Origin of the sequence: Anaeromyxobacter dehalogenans 2CP-1 (assembly GCF_000022145.1) — a bacterium.
GTDB lineage: Bacteria > Myxococcota > Myxococcia > Myxococcales > Anaeromyxobacteraceae > Anaeromyxobacter > Anaeromyxobacter dehalogenans.
Window position 1 is genome coordinate 3,112,704 of record NC_011891.1, and the last position, 18,527, is coordinate 3,131,230.

The 18,527-nt window shown below is 76.6% G+C and carries 17 protein-coding genes; 5 read left to right on the top strand and 12 right to left on the bottom strand.

Annotated elements, in window-relative coordinates; genetic code table 11:
• Positions 1-63 precede the first annotated feature (63 nt).
• From A2CP1_RS14190 to A2CP1_RS14210, 5 genes are all read left to right on the top strand, one after another.
• Positions 64-1,302, top strand: a complete 1,239-nt coding sequence (locus tag A2CP1_RS14190) for a sensor histidine kinase (RefSeq protein WP_012633909.1) — start codon at positions 64-66, stop codon at positions 1,300-1,302.
• Entirely contained in the window at positions 1,299-1,694 is a 396-nt protein-coding gene (locus A2CP1_RS14195; protein WP_012633910.1) for a response regulator transcription factor, read from the top strand. Before A2CP1_RS14190 ends, A2CP1_RS14195 begins: the two co-directional genes overlap by 4 nt.
• Before the next feature lie 134 nt (positions 1,695-1,828).
• Complete coding sequence (locus A2CP1_RS14200; protein ID WP_012633911.1) at positions 1,829-2,494, top strand: succinate dehydrogenase cytochrome b subunit; 666 nt, start codon at positions 1,829-1,831, stop codon at positions 2,492-2,494.
• 5 nt (positions 2,495-2,499) lie between these two features.
• A complete protein-coding gene (locus A2CP1_RS14205; RefSeq protein ID WP_012633912.1) occupies positions 2,500-4,410 on the top strand; it encodes a fumarate reductase/succinate dehydrogenase flavoprotein subunit in 1,911 nt (636 codons plus the stop codon).
• A 7-nt stretch (positions 4,411-4,417) separates the two neighbouring features.
• Positions 4,418-5,275, top strand: coding sequence for a succinate dehydrogenase/fumarate reductase iron-sulfur subunit (locus tag A2CP1_RS14210; RefSeq protein WP_012526729.1), 858 nt, complete (start codon positions 4,418-4,420; stop codon positions 5,273-5,275).
• 13 nt (positions 5,276-5,288) lie between these two features.
• On the opposite strand, the gene A2CP1_RS14215 is transcribed toward A2CP1_RS14210, so the two are convergent.
• The 12 genes from A2CP1_RS14215 to A2CP1_RS14270 form a co-directional block, all read right to left on the bottom strand.
• On the bottom strand, positions 5,289-6,431 hold the full coding sequence (locus A2CP1_RS14215) for a glycosyltransferase (protein ID WP_012633913.1): 1,143 nt from the start codon (positions 6,429-6,431) through the stop codon (positions 5,289-5,291).
• Between the two features lie 4 nt (positions 6,432-6,435).
• Complete coding sequence (locus A2CP1_RS14220; RefSeq protein ID WP_012633914.1) at positions 6,436-7,740, bottom strand: O-antigen ligase family protein; 1,305 nt, start codon at positions 7,738-7,740, stop codon at positions 6,436-6,438.
• Positions 7,741-7,748: 8 nt separating this feature from the next.
• Positions 7,749-8,927: a glycosyltransferase gene (locus A2CP1_RS14225; RefSeq protein ID WP_012633915.1), complete on the bottom strand. Its 1,179-nt coding sequence runs from the start codon at positions 8,925-8,927 to the stop codon at positions 7,749-7,751.
• A gap of 79 nt (positions 8,928-9,006) precedes the next feature.
• Positions 9,007-10,209, bottom strand: coding sequence for a polysaccharide deacetylase family protein (locus A2CP1_RS14230; RefSeq protein WP_012633916.1), 1,203 nt, complete (start codon positions 10,207-10,209; stop codon positions 9,007-9,009).
• 18 nt (positions 10,210-10,227) lie between these two features.
• Entirely contained in the window at positions 10,228-11,409 is a 1,182-nt protein-coding gene (locus A2CP1_RS14235) for a GNAT family N-acetyltransferase (protein WP_012633917.1), read from the bottom strand.
• Complete coding sequence (locus tag A2CP1_RS14240) at positions 11,406-12,596, bottom strand: DegT/DnrJ/EryC1/StrS family aminotransferase (RefSeq protein WP_012633918.1); 1,191 nt, start codon at positions 12,594-12,596, stop codon at positions 11,406-11,408. Before A2CP1_RS14240 ends, A2CP1_RS14235 begins: the two co-directional genes overlap by 4 nt.
• A complete protein-coding gene (locus A2CP1_RS14245; RefSeq protein WP_012633919.1) occupies positions 12,587-13,717 on the bottom strand; it encodes a GNAT family N-acetyltransferase in 1,131 nt (376 codons plus the stop codon). The genes A2CP1_RS14240 and A2CP1_RS14245 overlap by 10 nt, the downstream gene beginning before the upstream one ends.
• Positions 13,718-13,732: 15 nt before the next feature.
• Positions 13,733-14,743 (bottom strand): gluconeogenesis factor YvcK family protein, encoded by a 1,011-nt coding sequence (locus tag A2CP1_RS14250; RefSeq protein WP_012633920.1) that lies wholly within the window; start codon positions 14,741-14,743, stop codon positions 13,733-13,735.
• Complete coding sequence (locus tag A2CP1_RS14255; protein WP_012633921.1) at positions 14,740-15,648, bottom strand: exopolysaccharide biosynthesis polyprenyl glycosylphosphotransferase; 909 nt, start codon at positions 15,646-15,648, stop codon at positions 14,740-14,742. Before A2CP1_RS14255 ends, A2CP1_RS14250 begins: the two co-directional genes overlap by 4 nt.
• A 548-nt stretch (positions 15,649-16,196) precedes the next feature.
• Positions 16,197-16,382, bottom strand: a complete 186-nt coding sequence (locus A2CP1_RS14260) for a hypothetical protein (RefSeq protein ID WP_012633922.1) — start codon at positions 16,380-16,382, stop codon at positions 16,197-16,199.
• The gene (locus tag A2CP1_RS14265; RefSeq protein WP_012633923.1) at positions 16,379-17,131 is read right to left on the bottom strand and encodes a CpsD/CapB family tyrosine-protein kinase; all 753 of its coding nucleotides are present in this window, start codon (positions 17,129-17,131) and stop codon (positions 16,379-16,381) included. Before A2CP1_RS14265 ends, A2CP1_RS14260 begins: the two co-directional genes overlap by 4 nt.
• 22 nt (positions 17,132-17,153) lie before the next feature.
• A complete protein-coding gene (locus tag A2CP1_RS14270) occupies positions 17,154-18,524 on the bottom strand; it encodes a GumC family protein (protein ID WP_012633924.1) in 1,371 nt (456 codons plus the stop codon).
• Positions 18,525-18,527: the final 3 nt, after the last annotated feature.

The following is an 18,527-nucleotide window of genomic DNA, read 5'->3' on the forward strand; positions in this document are numbered from 1 at the left end:
ACGGAGCCCGCGCGAGCCTCGCGGTGGTGGCGCGGCCGGAGCGCCTGGTCGCCGGGCCGCATCGTGGCCGCCTACGCCCTGGTCAGCCTGCTCTGGATCGCGTTCTCCGACGCGCTGCTGTTCCACCTCGTGCCCGATCCGGTCCTGCGGGGCCGGGCGCAGACCGTGAAGGGCGCGTTCTTCGTGGTGGTCACCTCCGCGCTGCTGCTCGAGCTGATCCGGCGCGGCGACCTGGGCCTGCGCACGCTGGGCGCCGAGGTGCGCGCCACCGTGGACAGCATGGTGGACGCGGTGCTCCTGGTGGACGAGGAAGGTCGCATCGTGGAGACGAACCGCGCGGCCGTCGAGCTGCTCGGGGTCGCCTCGAAGGAGGACCTGCTCGTCCCGCTCCGCGACTGGGGGCGACGCTTCGACCTGCGGTACCTGGACGGCACGCCGGTGCCCTACGAGCGCTACGCGGCGGTGCGGGCGCTCTCCGGCGAGCGCATCAAGGCGTACGACGCGATGGCCCGGCGGGCCGACGGCGCCGACGTCTACTTCAGCGTCTCGGCCGCGCCGGTGGAGGGCGCCGGGCACCGCGTGCTGGCGGTGGCGGTGCTGCGCGACGTCACCGCCGCCCGCCGGCTCGACGAGATGCGCGAGGAGTTCCTCTCGACCGCCGCGCACGAGTTCAAGACCCCGCTCGCGGTCGTGAAGGCCTACGCGCAGCTCATGCAGAAGCGCGCGCCCGGCGATCCGGGCCTGGCGGTGATCCAGCGGCAGGTGGACCGGCTCAACCGCCTGGTGCAGCACCTGCTCGACACGTCGCGCCTGCGCCTCCAGGGTGGCGAGGGCCGCCGCGACACGTTCGACGTGTCCTCCCTCGTCGCCGAGGCCATCGAGGAGGCGCGCCCGTCCACGCCCGGCCACGCGCTCGAGGCGGACGCGCCCGCGCCCGCGGTGGTCCACGCGGATCGCGAGCGGATCCTGCGCGTGCTCACCAGCCTGCTCGACAACGCCATCCGGTTCTCGCCGGCGGGCGGCCCGGTGCAGGTGCGGGTGGAGACGCTGAGCGGCGAGGTGGTCGTCTCGGTGGCGGACCACGGGCTGGGGATCCCACCCGAGCGGCAGCCGCGCATCTTCGAGCGCTACTACCGCGCGCACGCCGGCACCGACCAGGACTACGGCGGCCTCGGCCTGGGGCTCGACATGAGCCGCGAGATCGTCACCCGCCACGGCGGCCGGATGTGGTTCGAGAGCGTCCCGGGTCAGGGCTCCACCTTCCACTTCAGCCTGCCGCTCGCGGCGCAGGAGGCCTCGTGAGGCGCAGCGTGCTCGTGGTGGAGGACGACCAGGACCTGTCGTCGCTCCTCGAGATGGTCCTCGCCGACGCGGGCCACCGGGTGCGCACCGCCCCGGACGGCCGGGCCGCGCTGGCGGCCGTGGCCGCGGAGATGCCGGGCGTCATCCTGCTCGACATGCGCATGCCGGTCATGAACGGGTGGGAGTTCGCGCGCGAGTTCCGCAGCCGCTACGGCCGGGCCTGCCCGATCGTGGTGGTCACCGCGGCGGAGAACGCCCGCCTGCGGGCGGAGGAGATCGGCGCGGAGGACTGGCTGGCCAAGCCGTTCGACCTCGACGACGTGCTGTACACGGTCGAGCGCCAGCTCGGCGGCGGGGACGAGGGCGGCGCGCCCACGCGGTCGCTGCACTGACGCCCGGCCGTCGGCCGTCGCCGGACCGCGCGGGCGTCGGGGCCCCGGCCATCCGGTTGGGTCGTCGCCGCCCCGCGCACCCGATCCCACCGTCTGAGCGCGTGGCCGCCGAGACCAGACCGATCGCACGCCCGGTGCCGCGGCCCTCGCGCGTCGCGGCGCTGTGGACCTCGTCGATCGGCAAGAAGGCGCTGATGGCGGCGACCGGCCTGGTGCTGTTCGCGTACGTGGTCGGGCACCTGCTCGGCAACCTGCAGGTGTTCGCGGGGGCGGCGCGGCTCGACCGCTACGCGGAGCTGCTCCGGGTCTCGCCGGCGCTGCTCTGGTCGGTCCGCGCGGTGCTGCTGATCGCGTTCCTGGTGCACGTGGCGGCCGGCCTCCAGCTCTCGGTGCTGCGGCGCGAGGCGCGGCCGGTGGACTACGCCACCTACCGGCCGGTGGCCTCCTCCCCGGCGGCGCGCGGCATGATCTGGAGCGGCCTGCTCATCCTCGGGTTCGTCGTGTACCACCTGCTCGATCTCACGATCGGCGTGGTGAACCCGGACTTCCGACCGGGGCAGGTCTACCACAACGTCCTCGCCACGTTCGGCCGCGGGCTGGGCGTCGCCATCTACGTCGTGGCGATGATCGCGCTCGGCTTCCACCTCTGGCACGGCATGTGGTCGCTGTTCCAGTCGCTGGGCGTGTCCACGCGGCGGAGCCTGCCCGGCCTGCAGCGCTTCGCGGTGACGGTGGCGTGGATCCTGGCGATCGGGTTCACCGCCATCCCGCTCGCGGTCGTCGTGGGCGTGGTGAGGTAGCGCGCATGCCGCTCGACGCGAAGATCCCGGCGGGGCCGATCGAGCAGAAGTGGGCGCAGCGCAAGTACGAGCTGAAGCTGGTGAACCCCGCCAACAAGCGCCGGCACCGGATCCTGGTGGTGGGCACCGGCCTGGCCGGCGCGTCCGCGGCGGCCTCGCTGGCCGAGCTGGGCTACGAGGTCGAGACGTTCTGCTACCAGGACAGCCCGCGGCGCGCGCACTCGATCGCCGCGCAGGGCGGCATCAACGCGGCGAAGAACTACCAGAACGACGGCGACTCGGTGGCGCGGCTCTTCTACGACACCGTGAAGGGCGGCGACTTCCGCTCGCGCGAGGCCAACGTCCACCGGCTCGCCGAGCTGTCGGTGAACATCATCGACCAGTGCGCGGCGCAGGGCGTGCCGTTCGCGCGCGAGTACGGCGGCCTGCTCGCGAACCGCTCCTTCGGCGGCGCGCTCGTCTCCCGGACGTTCTACGCCCGCGGCCAGACCGGCCAGCAGCTCCTGCTCGGCGCCTACCAGGCGCTGCAACGCCAGGTGGCGGCGGGCAAGGTGGTGAGCCACCCGCGCTGCGAGATGCTCGAGCTGGTGCTGGTGGACGGGCGGGCGCGCGGCGTGGTCACCCGCGACCTCGTCACCGGCGAGGTGCGCTCGCATGCCGGCGACGCGGTGGTGCTCGCGACCGGCGGCTACGGCAACGTGTTCTACCTCTCCACGAACGCGCGCGGCTGCAACGCCACCGCGGTCTGGCGCGCGCACCGCAAGGGCGCGCTGTTCGCGAACCCCTGCTACACGCAGATCCACCCGACCTGCATCCCGCGCTCCGGCGAGTACCAGTCGAAGCTCACGCTCATGAGCGAGTCGCTCCGCAACGACGGGCGGGTCTGGGTGCCCGCCCGCCGCGGCGACGGGCGCCCGCCCGCCGAGATCCCCGACCCGGAGCGCGACTACTACCTGGAGCGGATGTACCCGACCTACGGCAACCTCGCGCCGCGCGACATCGCCTCGCGGGCGGCCAAGACCGTCTGCGACGAGGGGCGCGGCGTCGGGCCCGGCGGGCTGGGCGTCTACCTCGACTTCCGCGACGCGTTCGCGCGGCTGGGCCGGCGCGTGCTCGACGAGCGGTACGGCAACCTGTTCGAGATGTACGAGCGCATCACCGGCGACGATCCGCACGACGTGCCGATGCGGATCTACCCCGCGGTGCACTACACGATGGGCGGGCTGTGGGTGGACTACGACCTGCAGAGCACCCTCCCCGGCCTGTTCGTGCTCGGCGAGGCGAACTTCTCCGACCACGGGGCGAACCGGCTCGGCGCGAGCGCGCTCATGCAGGGGCTCGCCGACGGCTACTTCGTCGTCCCCTACACGGTGGGCGACCACGTGGCCCGCGCGCAGGCGAAGGTGGACACCTCGCACGCCGCCTTCCGGGACGCGGAGCGCGAGGTGGCGTCGCGCACCGCGCGGCTGCTGTCCATCGGCGGCCGGCGCACCGCCGACGACCTGCACCGCGAGCTGGGCACGCTCCTCTGGACCGACGCGGGGATGGCGCGCTCGCGGGCGTCGCTGGAGCACGCGCTCGCCGAGATCCCGCGCATCCGGGAGGCGTTCTGGAGCGACCTGCGGGTACCGGGCACCGGCGAGGAGCTGAACCAGGAGCTGGAGCGCGCCGGCCGCGTGGCCGACTTCCTGGAGCTGGCGGAGCTCCTGTGCCGCGACGCGCTGCACCGCGAGGAGTCCTGCGGCGGGCACTTCCGGGTCGAGCACCAGACGCCCGACGGCGAGGCGCTTCGCGACGACGAGCGGTTCGCCTACGTGGCGGCGTGGGAGTGGACGGGGCCGGGCGAGGCCCCGGCGCTGCACCGGGAGCCGCTCGCGTTCGAGTACGTCCCGCTCCAGCAGCGCAGCTACAAGTGAGGGGCGCGTGCGCATCGTCCTCGAGATCTGGCGGCAGCGGGACCCGCGGGCGGAGGGCCGGTTCGTCCGGTACGAGGTCACCGACGTCAGCGAGCACATGTCCTTCCTGGAGATGCTCGACGTCCTGAACCAGGCGCTGGTGCAGCGCGGCGAGATGCCGGTCGCGTTCGACTCCGACTGCCGCGAGGGGATCTGCGGGACCTGCGGGTTCCTCGTGAACGGCGAGGCGCACGGGCCGCTCCGGAACGCCACCATCTGCCAGACGCACATGCGCCACTTCCACGACGGCGACGTCCTGCGCCTCGAGCCCTGGCGCGCCGCCGCGTTCCCGGTGGTGCGCGACCTGGTGGTGGACCGGGGCGCGCTCGACCGGATCGTCGCCGCGGGCGGCTACGTCTCGGTGCGGACCGGCGGCGCCCCCGACGCGAACGCCCTGCCCGTCCCGAAGACCGACGCCGACCGCGCCATGGAGGCGGCCGCGTGCATCGGGTGCGGCGCCTGCGTGGCGGCCTGCCCCAACGCCTCGGCGGCGCTGTTCACCGGCGCCAAGATCACGCACCTGTCGCTGCTGCCGCAGGGCCAGCCCGAGCGCCCGCTGCGCGTGCGCTCCATGGCCGAGCAGGCGCGCGCCGAGGGCTTCGGCCACTGCACCTCGATCGGCGAGTGCGCGGCGGTGTGTCCGGCGGGGATCCAGCTCGAGGTGATCGCGCGCATGAACCGCGACTTCCTGCGCGCGGCGTTCTCGCGCGCCGCCGGGGAGCCGCTCACCGTGCTGCCCGTCACGTCGCCGATGCGCCGCTACGAGTCGCAGCCCCCGGACAAGCGCGAGACGGCGGTCCCCGCGGAGGAGCCGGCGAAGCCCTGACCGCGCGCCCCGCTCACCCCAGCCCGGCCACGATCCGCGGCGAGGGATCCTCGGTCAGCTCCTGGTACAGCGCGTCGTAGGAGAGGCGCATCTGCGCCAGCCCGAACTCCTCCTCCACGATCCGCCGGCCCCGCTCGCCCATGCGGCGCCGCAGCGCCGGGTCGCGCAGCAGGTCGAGGATCCGGCGCGCCAGCGCCGCCGGCGCGCCGGGCGGCACGAGGAAGCCGTTCTGTCCCTCGCGCACCACCTCCGGCGTCCCGCCGACGCGCGTCGCCACCACCGGGAGCCGCATCGCCATGCTCTCCAGGATCGCGTTGGAGATCCCCTCCGCGTAGCTCGCGGACACGCCCGCCACCGCCTGCGCCAGCAGCGCCGGCGCGTCCAGCCGGTGGCCCAGGAAGTAACACCGGTCGGAGATGCCGAGGCGCCGCGCCAGGCGCTCCAGCAGCGGGCGCCGCACGCCCTCGCCCACCAGCACCAGACGCGCGTCCGGCCGGGTGCGCAGCACCTCGCGCATCGCGACCAGCAGGTCGGACTGCCCCTTCACCGGATGGTGCATGTTCGCGATGCACACCACCGCCCCGGGCTCCGGCACCGGGTGGTCCGGCGCGCGGCGCGCCTCGAGGTCCAGCGCCTCCAGGTCCACCCCGTTGCGCACCACCGCCACCCGGTCCGCCTCCACCCCCTCCCGCACGGCGAGATCGCGGATGCAGAGCGCGTTCACCAGCACGCGGTCGGCCACCCGGGAAGCCGCCTGCAGCAGCGGTCGCCGGTAGCCCTCCAGGTGATGGCCCAGGTCCACCCGCGTGAGGATGACCGGGACCCGCGCCAGCCGGGCCGCCAGCACCCCCAGCACGTTCGTGTACACGTCCTGGGCGTGGATGACCGCGATCCGCTCGGTGTGGACGAAGCGGACGATGCGCGCGAGCTGCCAGGCGGTGTTGGGGCGGATCATGCGCCCGCCCACGTCGAACACCACCGGCCGCACGCCCGCGACCTCCAGGTCCTGCAGGTGGTCGCCGTCGAGGTGCAGCACCGCAACCACCGGCTCGAAGCGGGCGCGGTCCATCGACCGGACGTTCAGGACCGTCTGCCGCTCCTGCCCGCCGATGCGGAAGCGGTTCTGGAAGATCAGGATCCGCCGCGGCTCGGGCACGGCGTCACCAGCCCGGCGCCGGGGCGGGGGCCGCCCGCTCCCCGGCCGCGGCCCGCACCCGGGCCAGGCGGACGGCGGCGACCGCGCAGGCGAACAGGAAGTAGAGGAACCACGAGAGCGAGTAGCCGTTCGCCATCTCGCACACGAGGTACCCGGCGAGCCCGGCGAACACGGCGCGCGCCTCCGGCCCGACCAGCGGATCGTCGCCGGCGCGCCACGTCTGCCAGAGCAGCCACGCCACGAACGCCGCGAACAGGCCGAACGCGATGATCCCGAGGTCGCCCACGATCTCGAGCAGGAGGTTGTGGGCCACGTAGCGGCGGCCCCCCGCCTCCAGCGGCGCGTACCGCGCCCAGCTGGCCAGGAACGCGCCCGCCCCGACGCCGGAGAGCGGCCGCTCGTCCACGATGTTCCCGAGCACCTTCCAGGCGTGCTCGCGGCCGGCCACCGAGGCGTCGTCGCGGTAGTCGGCGATGGTGCGCGACCGCTCCCAGAACGACTGCGGCGCGAGCGCCACCACGCCCGCGAGCAGCGCCCCGGCCGCCAGCGGCCCGCGCAGCCTGGCGCCGCGCCCGCGCAGGAGGAACAGGAGCGCCGCCAGCGCCGCCGCCACCGCGCCCGAGCGCGAGTGGGTGAGCACGATGGCCGCGACCTGCGCCGCCACCACGCCGGCGAACCCCACCCGCGCGGCCGGCCGGCGCGCGCGCATCGCCCCGAGCAGCGCGAACGGCAGCACCGCCACCAGGCTCATCGCCAGGCGGTTCGGATCGCCGTACAGGCCGCGCCAGTGCGTGCGGAAGCCCTCCACCAGGTGGTCGTCGTTGGCCCAGACCCAGACGCCGCCGAGGGCCGGGCCGAGCGAGGCGAGCGCCGCCACCCGCAGGAACCGCCCGAGGCGCGAGGGCGCGTCGAGCGCGTTCTGGATCGCGACGAAGACCACCGCCATCTTGGCGCCGTCCACCACGGCATGGAGCGTGTCCGGGCGCGACAGCGTCCAGGTGAGCGAGAGCGGGATGAAGGCGAGGTAGGCGAGCAGCAGCAGGCTCCCGCCGCCGCCCAGCCGGATGCGCTCGCCCGAGGAGAGCCGGTGCGCGACCACCGCCGCCGCGCACAGGGCCATCGTGACGAAGCCCAGGCGCAGCCGCTCCAGCTCCGGCCACCAGTACATCGGGCTCGCGTACAGCATCGCCACGAACCCGAGCGCCGCCGCGTGCGCGGTCCGGCTCCACCGCCGCGACGCGCGCTCCAGCCCCGCCTCCCGCGCCAGGAGCGCCACGTCCAGCGACGCCGCTTCCGCCCGTGCCCGCATCCAGCCCCCTAGCCCGGCACGGCCTGGATGCGCGCGGGCACCGCGCCGCGCTCGGCCGCCTCGACGTGCGCCCTCAGCTCGTCCACCTTCGCCTCCCAGCCCTCGGCACGGACCAGCGCCGAGCGCGCCGGGTCCGGCCCGCCCGCGCGCAGCGCGCGGCCCACCGCGGCCAGGAACTCCTCCGGCGTGCGGGTCACGGTGCAGCCGGGCACCTGGCGCAGCTCCGGCAGGTCGGTGCAGACGTTGGGCAGCCCCGCCGCCACGTACTCCCGCGCCTTGAGCGGGTTCGCCGCGAGCGCCAGCTCGTTGCGCCGGAACGGGGTGATGGCGACGTCGAAGCCGCGGCACCAGGCCGGCAGCTCCTGGTAGGGCCGGCGCCCGAGGAGGTGGACGTTGCGGGCGCCGTCCAGCGCGGCGGTGGAGGTGATCACCTTGCCGAGCAGCACCACCGACGCCTGCGGGTACGCGTCCGCCACCTGGCGCACCAGCGGCAGGTCGATCCAGTCCGCCACCAGCCCGAAGAACCCGATCACCGGCCGCGGCAGCGCAGCGAGCGGCGCGGGCACCTCGAGCGACGGGTCGAGCGCGCGAGCGAAGTGCGCGTGGTCCACGCCGTGGCGCACCAGCACGGCCCGCGGGTTCACGAGCCGCTTCGCCGCCAGCAGCCGCTCCGACGACGCGATCACCAGGTCGGCGCGCCGGAGCAGGCGCGCCTCGAGCTCGGCCACGTGGGCGCTCGCGTCGCTGAACGCCGAGAACTCGTCCACCACGTGGTAGACCACCAGCGCCTCGCCGAGCGTGCCGGCCACCGCGGCGGCGCTGGGCAGGAAGCTCCAGGAGATGGGCCGGCCGAAGCCCAGCCGCTGCATGGCCGTCCTGACCTGGAGGCGCAGCAGCGCGCGGTTCAGGCGGCGCACCGCGCCGAGGCCGTAGGCCGGGACGTACAGCGGCGCGAGCACGTGCAGGTTGCGCTCCGGCTCGGTGAGCCCGCGGGCCGCGTCGCGCAGCTTCTTCCAGATGCGCGCGGCGTCGGCGGCGCTGGCGCGCGGGGCGCGGTTGCCGAGCGAGTTGACCCACAGCACCCGGTTGTCCCGGGCCAGGATCCGCATGATGTGCGTCTTGGAGAGCGGATCGCCGTCCCAGTCGTTCGAGAAGCAGACGATGTCCCTGCCCTGGAGCGCGGCCACGGAGACAAGCTGGGTCCGCGGGGCCCCCGGCGGCGAGCATTTGAACGGGGCGGCGCCCCGCGCGACCCTGGCGGCGCCCTCACCCCGCCGCGGCGCGCGAGCGGCGCGGACCCGGCGAGCGGCCGGGCGGCCGGGCGCGCTCCTCCTCGGCGGCGGCGAGCGCGCGCCATTCGCCCGGCACGGGGCGCACCAGCCCGAGCGCGGTGAACACGCCCTCGAGGTTGCAGGTGGCCAGCGCGGGGCTGTAGCCGGCCGGGCCGAGCGTGGTGTTCTCCCAGACCATCTTGCGGCGGAGCGCGAGCGGGTCGCCGCCGCGCACGTTCTCCGCGTCCTCCGTGGTGACCGCCACCTGGAACCCGAGGTCGGCCACCAGCCGCCGCACCGCCGGCGTGTGGTAGCCGTTCGGGTACGCGAACGCGCGCGGCGGCCGCCCCAGCCGCTCCGCCAGCGCATCGCGGCACCCGGCGATCTCGCGGCGCGCGCGGCCGGCCGGCAGGTGCGGCAGCACCGCGTGGGTCACCGTGTGGCCGCCCACCTCCACCCCGCCCGCCTGGAGCGCCCGGACCTCGTCCCAGTCGAGCAGCCGCGTCCCCGCCGGCAGGTCGGGATCGGAGAGGCCGACGCGCGCGGCGAGCGCGTCCGCCACCTCGAGCAGGCGCGGCTGCGGCAGGCGGGCGATGAGCCGGTCCAGCGTGGCGGCCGGCCCGGCGCGCGCGCACGCGTCCAGCAGCGCCTGCGCGCCGCGCGGCAGCCCGGCCCGCTCCGGTGGGATCCCGCGCGCCGTCAGCTCGGCGAGCGCCGCGTAGATCCGGTCGTGCGGGAGCCGCCGCGCCGTGCCCACCAGGCCGGTGACGACGAACGCGGTCGCCGGCGCGCCGAGCGCCCGCAGGATGGGCAGCGCCACCCCGTGGACGTCGGCGTAGCCGTCGTCGAACGTGACGGTGACGACGTCGCGGGCGCGCGCCGTCCCGGGCGGCTCGGCCAGGATCCGTCGCGCGTCGGCCAGGCTGACGAGGTCGCGGGTCCGCCCGAGCTGCTCGAGCTGCCGGCGGAGCGTGCCGGCGGAGACGAGCAGCGAGGCGAGCCCCTCGCGCGCGCTGGCCCGGTAGTCGTGCGTGACCCGGTGGTACGAGACCACCAGCACCCGCGCGCCCCCCGCCTGCCGGCGGCGCAGCGTCCCCACCGCGCGGTGCGCGCCGGCCGCGCGCAGCGCGCCCGCCACCGCGACCTTCAGGGCGCGGCGGACGATCCAGCGCGGGCTCCCGTCGGCTCGCTCGGGCATCGCGCTCCCCGGGGACGCCTACGGCGCCGCCCCCGCGTTCACCTCGCGCGCGCGGCGCGCCCGCTGCAGGGCGCCCCAGAGCCGCTCCGGCGCCACGCGCCGCGCCAGCCGGCGCGCGGCCCGGTACGCCTCCTCGGCCGCGGCGGCGGTCCCCGCCCGCAGCGAGGGCGCGCGCAGGCGCACCGCGCACGTCTCGCGACGGTCGGCCGCCCAGTCCAGCTTGTACGGCTCCTCGCCGCGCAGGAAGTCGTAGTCGACGAGGCCGCGCGCGTACGCGTCCTCCACCGTGCGCCCGACCAGCACCATGCCCGGGCTGCGCGCCGACCAGCGCGGATCGTAGCCGGACTGGTAGTAGAGGAAGCGCCGCCCGGCCTCGAGGCCGTAGACCGCGGCGATGGCCTCGCCGTCCACGAGCAGCCGGTACAGGCGCAGCCACCCGCGCGCGGCCAGCAGCGGCGCCACCTCGAGGTGAAACGCCTCCGGGGCGCCGGGGGGGATGCCGTAGGAGCCGCCCTCCCCGGCCCAGCGGAGCCGGTGCAGGCGCAGGAAGTCCGCCATGGCGGCGGCCGCCTCCTCCGGGCGCGTGGCGACCTCGATCCGGAAGCCCGGCTGCCGCGCCAGCCAGCGCGCGCGCCGGCCGAACGTCTCGCGCCGCCGGATGCCGCGCAGGTGCGCCTCCCAGCTCCCCGCCACCGCGAACCCGGGGCAGGCGAAGCGCCGCTCCACCCGCGCCCGCACGCCGCGCGCCGCCGCGGCGGCCCGGAGCGCCGCGACCGTGGGCGAGCCGCAGGGGAGGTCCTCGAGCTCGAGCGCGTCCCAGCCTTCCAGCTCGAGCGCGGCGGCCGCGATCGCCGCCCGCACCGCGGACGCCTCGGCGGGACGCGCCAGCACGTCGAGCCCGTCGGCGCCGGTGATCCCGTTGCCGAGCAGCTGCCACCGGCGCGCGCCGAGGCCCGGCCGGCCGCACAGCACCAGCAGGCCGGCCAGCGCGCCGCTCGCGTCGCGCGCCTCGAGGATCCGGAGCGGCCGCCGCGCCCCGAAGTGCCGCCGCCAGGTCGCGAGCCACTCCCAGGACAGGAACGGGCTCGGCACGCCCGCCTGATCGAGCAGCGCCGACCACTCGGGCCGCAGCGCGTCGAGCCGCGCCGGGGCCGTCGAGCACCGGACCTCCAGGAGCGACGACCGCGCGGGCGCCGTCACTCGAGCGCCTCGCGGACGCAGGCCGCCAGGTAGGCCATGTCCTCCGGCTGGAGGTCCTGGTGGACCGGCAGCTCCAGCACGCGCCGGCGCAGCGCCGCCACCTCGGGGAACGCCTCGGGCGGGCAGAGCGGGTGGCCGGTGCGCCAGAAGTCCACCGTCTCGATGCCGCGCGCGGCCAGGCGCGAGCGCACCGCCGCCTTGTCGTCGCAGGGCAGCGGGTAGAACAGCGGCGCGGCGCCCGCGGGCACCTCGGTGAACGGCGGCGGCGCGAGATCGCGGAGGCGCCCCAGCAGCAGGAAGTAGTTCCGGCGCCGCGCGTCCACGATGGCGCGCGCGTCCAGTCGCCGGGCGATGGCGGCGGAGAGCCCGCTCATGCCCAGCCCCACCGCGCCCGGGTCGAACGTGCTCGTGCCGGTGGAGACGGGGCGGAGCCGGCCGGAGGTGCCGCGCGCCGCGCGAACCACGCCGCGCGCGGCGGCCCGGAGCGCCACGCCCGTCTCCCCGAGCCGGAACGCCGCGTTCGCGAGCAGCGCGCCGGCCGCGTGGGACAGCGTCGAGGCGAGCGGTGCGGCCTCGGGCTCGGGCAGCTCGGCGGCGATGCCGGGCGCGTTCACCACCAGGGCCCCGCCGTTCGGCACCGGGAGCGCCTTGTAGAAGCAGAAGATCGAGAGGTCGCCGGTGGAGCCGAGCGGGCGGGTCCCCTCCGCGGACAGCAGCGAGAGCGCGCAGTCCTCGATGACCGGCAGCCCCGCCCGCCGCGCCAGCGTCCGGATCTCGTCCATGGGCTGCGGGAACCCGGCGTAGTGGATGACGTAGATCGCGCCGGCGCGCGGCCCCCGGCGCGCCTCGAGGTCTTCGAGATCGAGCCGCATGCGGCCGTCCACGCGCACGAACACCGGGATGGCCCCGGCGGCGGCCAGGGCCGAGATCTCCACGCCGTGGTGGTACGCGGGCACCAGCACCTCGCGCCCCGCCAGCCCGAGCAGCCGCACCGCGTGGAACACCGCGTTCCGCGCGAAGTAGAAGGGCACCATGCGCGGGGCGCCGAACGGGAAGGGAGGCGGCCGGTCGGCCGCCAGCGGCGAGAGCATCCCGGGCCAGAGCGTGGGCAGCGCCGGGATGTAGCGCCGCCGCGCGGGCCCGGCCGCCGTCCCGCCGCGCAGCGCCATCGCTCGGCTCACCGCCACCACGAGAGGGCCTCCTTCACCGCCGGGCGCACCCGGTGCTTCAACGTGTGCATGGCCCGGCCGGCGATCGACGGGCGGTACACGTAGAGCCAGTCATGGGGCCTGTGCCGGGGCTCCCAGTCGCGCTTCCACGGCATGTCCGGTCCGAGGAAGTCCAGCTCGGCCAGGCCCTGCGCCTCGCACTCCGCCACCACCTCGCGGTGAAGGAGCTGGCCGGGCGACACCTGCGCGAGCGACTCGTCGTAGGCGATCTTGGGCAGCGCGTAGACGCCGCGGTGCACCAGCCCGAGCTGGGCCGCCACCGCGCGGCCGTCGAGGGTGAGCGCGCGCATCGCGAGCGCCCCGCGGCGGGCCGCGTCCCCGGCCACCCGGCGGTAGAACGCCACCGTGCGCGGGTCGGCGGCGATGGCCGTGCCGCGCGCGCCCTTCCACCCGGCGGCCTCCAGCGCGAACAGCTCGCGCAGCGCGCCCTCCAGGTCGCCGCGGCCGTCCTCGCGCCGCACCGCCACCGCGCCCATCTCGCCGAGCCGCCGCGCGCGCCGCCGCAGGTTGGCTCGGAACTTCGACGAGGTGCGCGCCTCCGCGCCCTCGCCGCCCAGCGCGATCCACGGCGTGCGCAGCGACTCCCAGCGCCCGGTGAGGTGGCCGTCCGCGCGCGCGAGCGGCTCGAGCAGCGCCGAGGTCGGGCCGTCGCGCGGCAGGTCCCGGAGCAGGAGCGCGTCCCAGCGCAGCCGGTCGCGCAGGTGGCCCCACAGCGCCGCCGCCGCGCCGGAGGCGTCCGGGCCGAGCGCCCACTCCACGCGGCAGGAGTGGTCGTTCGCGGGCGCCACCAGCCAGATCGCGCCGCTGCGCCGCTCCTCCAGGAGCGGCGCGAAGCCGGCCGCGGCGCCGCGCGGATCCCGCGCCACCAGCACCCGGAGCCGCGCGCGCGGCGCGAACGCGTCGAGCCAGGCGGCGAGCCACTCGTGGCGCACGTACGGGAGGTCCACCGGGCCGCGCGCGAGCAGCGCGTTCCACTCGGCCTCGAGCGCGTCGAACGCGGCGCGCCCCTCCAGCGCCTCGACGCGATACGGGAGGCGGCGGGGCGCGGGCGCGACGGGGAGCGTGGCGGTGCCGGGCATGGGATCGGGGGTCCTCTAGCGGGCGCGCGCGAGCGCGAGCAGCGCTCCGGCGAGCTTCTGGGAATCGTGGCGGCCGGGCTCGGAGGCCGAGGCGAGGTCCGCCGCCACCGGCACCGCCCCGAGCGCCTCGAGCGCGGCGCGGTCCACCTCCACCGGCCGGGCGCCGCGGGCCTGGAGCGCCGCGCGGTGGGCCGCCGGCTGCGGCCCGCGGTGCACCAGCGCCACGTCCACCACCTCGCCCGCCTGACGCTGCACCGCCCGCAGGTGTGCGGCCGCGTCCAGCCCGTCGGTCTCGCCAGGCTCGGTCACCAGGTTCACGCAGAGGACGCGCGTGGCGGCGGTGGCGCGGAGCGCCTCGGCCACGCCGTCGGGGAGCAGGCTCGCGAGCACGCTCGAGTACAGGCTGCCGGGGCCGAGCACCACCAGGTCGGCCTCGAGGATGGCCTCGAGCGCCTCGCGCGGCGCCGGGACGGGCCGCGCCAGCCGGACCCCGGCCACCCGCCCGCCGGCGGCGGCGATGGCCGACTCCCCCAGCACCTCGCGCCCGTCGTCCAGCGAGGCGATCAGCTCCACCGGGCCGTCCGCCGCCGGCACCACCCGGCCCCGAGCGCCCAGCATCGCGGCGGCGGCCTCCACCGCCCGGGCGAAGTCGCCGTGCTGCTGCGCCAGCGCGGTGAGGACCACGTTGCCGACCGTGTGGCCGGCCAGGGCGCCGGCGCCGTCGAAGCGGTGCTGGAACAGCGCCGCGAGCGGGCTGAGGCCGCCGGCCAGCGCCACCAGGCAGCGGCGCACGTCGCCGGTGGCAGGGACCCCGTACCGGCGCCGCAGCTCGCCCGAGCTCCCGCCGTCGTCGGCGGTGGTCACGAGCGCGGTCACCGCCAGCCGGCGGCCGTCCTCGTCCACGCCCCCGGCCAGCCCGGCCAGCACCCGCGGCAGCCCGGTGCCGCCGCCCGCCGCCACCACGCGCAGCGGCCGCGCCGCCGGCACCGCGGCGAGGCGGTCCACCGTGTCCTCGAGCACCCTCATCGCGCCCCCCGTCCCAGCAGCACCACCTTCGCCGTGGCGAGCAGGCACACCAGGTCGAGGAACAGGGTGGTGTTCTTGATGTAGTACAGGTCGTACTCGAGCTTCTTCGCCTGCTCCTCCATGGTCGAGCCGTAGCCGTAGCGGAGCTGGGCCCACCCGGTCAGGCCGGGCTTCACCAGCTCGCGCAGCGCGAACAGCGGCCACCGCGCCTTCAGCTCGGACAGGAACACGGCGCGCTCGGGCCGCGGGCCGACCAGGCTCATCTGCCCGCCGAGCACGTTCCAGAGCTGCGGGAGCTCGTCCAGCCGGGCGCGCCGCAGGAAGCGTCCCACCGGCAGGACGCGCGGGTCGTCGTCGGTCGCCCAGGCGGCGCCGAGCTTCTCGGCGTCGCGGCGCATGGTGCGGAACTTCCAGATCCGGTACGCGCGGCCGCCGCGGCCGGTGCGCTCCTGCGAGTACAGCACCGGCCGGCCGTCGGAGAGCCAGATCGCGGCGGCCACCGCGGCCATCACCGGCGCGCCCACCAGCAGGCCCACCGCGGACACGCCCAGGTCGAGCGCCCGCTTCACGGTGCGGGTCAGGCGCGAGACCCGGAAGCCCTCGTCGAAGATGAGCGCGCTGGGCCGGACCAGCGCCAGCGGGATGCGCTGCAGGGTGGCCTCCGCGAAGCCCACGTCGTCCACCACCCGCAGGCCGCGGGTGCGCAGCGCCAGCAGCGCGTCCACCGGCAGCCCCTCGCGCCGGTCCTCCATGGCCACCACCACCACCTGTGCCCGCGCCTGCCGGACCACGTCCAGCACCGCCCCCTGCCGCAGCGCCTCCGGCGGCACCACCGCCGGCGCGCGGCTGGCCTCCGGCACCACGAACCCGGCCACCGCCCACAGGCCGTCCGCCTCGCGCTCCACCGCCCGCGCCAGGTCGCGCGCACGGGGGCCCGGCCCCCAGGAACAGCACGCGGGTGGGCGCCCCCACCACCGCCGGCATCAGCGCGCGGGCGCCGATGACGCCGAGGGCGCCGCCCGCCGCGGCGAGCACCACCGAGCGGTGCAGCATCCAGCCCGGGAGCACGAGGTGGAGCGAGAGGTCGGCGACCGCCAGCGCGATGGTCGCGACCCCGAGGGCCCGGAGCAGCCGCCGCCCATCGGCCCGGTCGCGCACCGCCGCGTGCAGGTCGTAGAGATCGCCGAGGTAGAGCGCGCCCGCGAAGAACAGCGAGGCGAGGCCGGCGCGCAGCACCGCCGGCGCGATCGGCGCGGTGGCGCCGGTGGCCTGCGCCGCGACCGGTCCCAGCGACGCGCCCGCGAGCAGCGCCAGCACGAGGACGGTCTCCTCCGCGAAGAAGTAGAACGCCTTCCGCGGCGAGAACCAGTGATTGAAGACCCGGACCACCCACCCTCCCCCCGACCGCCCCCGCGGCCCCACGGAAAGCTGGGATCTGCCCGCGTTCCGCACATCACCCGCGAGAAGCCCTCCTCATCGCCGCTGCGCCCCGGGGCGACGACCGCCGCCGCGCGAGCAGGCGCGCGACGGCCACGACGGCGACCGCCAGCGCGACCGCGAGCGCGAAGCCGCCCGCGAACGCCGGGCCGGCGCCGCCCCCCACCTCGCGATCCACCCCGACCAGCGCGGCGGCGGTCACAGCGGCTCTGCGCGCCGGACCTCGGGCACCGGCACGGGCGGCGGCGCGACCGCGGACGCGTCCCCGTAGATCCAGCGCCCGTGCGCCACCGCGCCGGCGTCCACGGCGTTCAGCACCACGCCGGCGGCGCGCTCGCCCAGCGCGTCGAGCGCGAGCCGCACCACCTGGCGCGGCGTGGCCCCCGAGCGCACCACCAGCAGGGCCGCGTCGGCCGCCTGCACCAGGCGGTCGCCGTCCGCGCCGGCCAGCGCCGGCGGCGCGTCGAGGATGACGTGCTCGTAGGCGGCGCGGAGCTGCTCCATGATCGCGACGGCGCGCGGGCTCCGCAGCGCCTGGGCCGGATCCCGCGGATCGCCGGCGCACAGCACCGCCAGCGGGCCGACCCGCACCACCGCCTGCGCCAGCTCGGCGGCGCCCTCCAGGACCTCGGCCAGCCCGGCCCGCGGCGCCAGCCCGAACCGCGCCGCCAGCACCGGCCGGCGCAGGTCGGCCTCGACCAGCACCGTCGCGCGCCCCTCCTGCGCGGCGGTGAGCGCCAGGTTGGCGGCGGTGGTGGTCCGCCCCTCGCCGCGGCCGGCGGAGGTGATCGCCAGCACGCGCATCGGCCGGCGCGCGGCCAGGCGGAGCAGGCGCTGGTACAGGACGCGGTACTGCTCCGCGGCCGCCGAGGCGGGCGCGTCGAGCGCGACCAGGCGGCTCTCCGGCGCGAGGGTCGGAAAGGCGGCGTTCAGCGTCTCGGCGGGGATCATGGCGTTCGCTCCGGTGAGGGGTTCACGACGCGTGGCTGCGGGGACCGATGCGCGGGATGGCGGCGAGGACCGGCACGCCCAGCGCGGCCGCGTCCTCCGGACCGCGCATGGAGCCGTCGAGCCACTCCGCCAGGCCGGCCGCGGCCAGGCCGGCGGCGACGCTGGCGAGCAGCGCCAGCAGCAGCATCCGCCCGCGATCCGGCGCCGACGGGCGGGTCGGCGCGAGCGCCGGCTCGATGACGCGGAACAGCGCCTGGCCGTCCGCCGCGAGCAGCTGCTCGGCGGCCGCCGCGTCGGCGCGCCGGGAGACGGTCGAGACGTACTTCGCGCGCAGCACCTCGTAGTCGCGCGAGCGCGCCGCCAGCTCCTGGCCCCAGCGCGGCGCGGCCTCGACGCGCTTCTGGTACGAGGCCAGCTCGGCCTGGAGCCCGGTCAGCGCCTGCTGGTGCTCCGAGACCTCCTCGTCGAGGCGGGCCAGCTGCTCCGCGACGCGGCCCTTGCGGTAGCCCTCGACCTCCTCGTCGCGCCGCCCCTTCGCCTCGTCCAGCTCGCGCCGCGCGCGGCGCACGTCGGGGTGCTGCGGCCCGTAGGCCGCCTCGGCCGCCTGCACGCGCCGCTGCGCGGCGTCCAGCGCGGCCTCGCTCATGCCGGGCGCGCTCGGGCCTTCCGGGATCGACGCCAGCACCGTGTTGCGCCGGCGCCGGGCGTCGGCGATCGCGGACAGGTGCATCTCCACCAGCGCCTGGGCCCGCGCGGCGGCGCGCGCGTTCGTGTCGATCATCTCCGGCAGCTCGGCGGCGTGCTCCAGCTTGAAGCCGAGGATCTTGCGCTCGTGGTCGGCGAGCGCCTTCGACATCTCGGTGGTCTGCGCGTCGAGCGTCTCGCGCAGCGCGCGCGCCTGGCTGGCCAGCACCTCGCGGGTCATCTGCTCGTAGAAGCGCGGGAGCAGCTCCGCCGCCGCCTTCACCTTGCGTGGATCGGCGCCCCGCACCTCCACCACGAACAGCAGCGCGGGCGGACCGCCGGGCACCTCGCCCTCGAGCCGGACCTCGACCTGCCGCCGCAGCTTCTCGACCGCCTGGTCGAGATCGCCGCGCAGGTCCGGGAAGAAGTCGGTCTCCTTCACGACCTTCTCCAGGACCGGCCGCGCCAGGATGCCGTGCTTGATCGTCCGCATCCGGTCCTCGAAGGGCGCGACGCCCTGGGCCGGGAAGAAGTCCACCGGGAGCCGCCGCGGCTCGATCTGCACGGTGGAGGACGCCGTGTACTCGGCCGGCGTGAGCAGCGCGATCGCCGCCCCGGTGGCGAGCACGATGACCGACACCACCAGCGCGATCACCTTCCGCCGCCGGAGCGCCGCGAACAGGTCGTGAATCGTGTAGGTCCGCTCCATGTC

Coding starts and splice junctions, on each gene's coding strand:
- A2CP1_RS14205 (WP_012633912.1), top strand. CDS start 2,500: ATGCCGCTCGACGCGAAGATCCCGGCGGGGCCGATCGAGCAGAAGTGG.
- A2CP1_RS14220 (WP_012633914.1), bottom strand. CDS start 7,740: ATGCGGGCACGGGCGGAAGCGGCGTCGCTGGACGTGGCGCTCCTGGCG.
- A2CP1_RS14230 (WP_012633916.1), bottom strand. CDS start 10,209: ATGCCCGAGCGAGCCGACGGGAGCCCGCGCTGGATCGTCCGCCGCGCC.
- A2CP1_RS14245 (WP_012633919.1), bottom strand. CDS start 13,717: ATGCCCGGCACCGCCACGCTCCCCGTCGCGCCCGCGCCCCGCCGCCTC.
- A2CP1_RS14250 (WP_012633920.1), bottom strand. CDS start 14,743: ATGAGGGTGCTCGAGGACACGGTGGACCGCCTCGCCGCGGTGCCGGCG.
- A2CP1_RS14265 (WP_012633923.1), bottom strand. CDS start 17,131: ATGATCCCCGCCGAGACGCTGAACGCCGCCTTTCCGACCCTCGCGCCG.
- A2CP1_RS14270 (WP_012633924.1), bottom strand. CDS start 18,524: ATGGAGCGGACCTACACGATTCACGACCTGTTCGCGGCGCTCCGGCGG.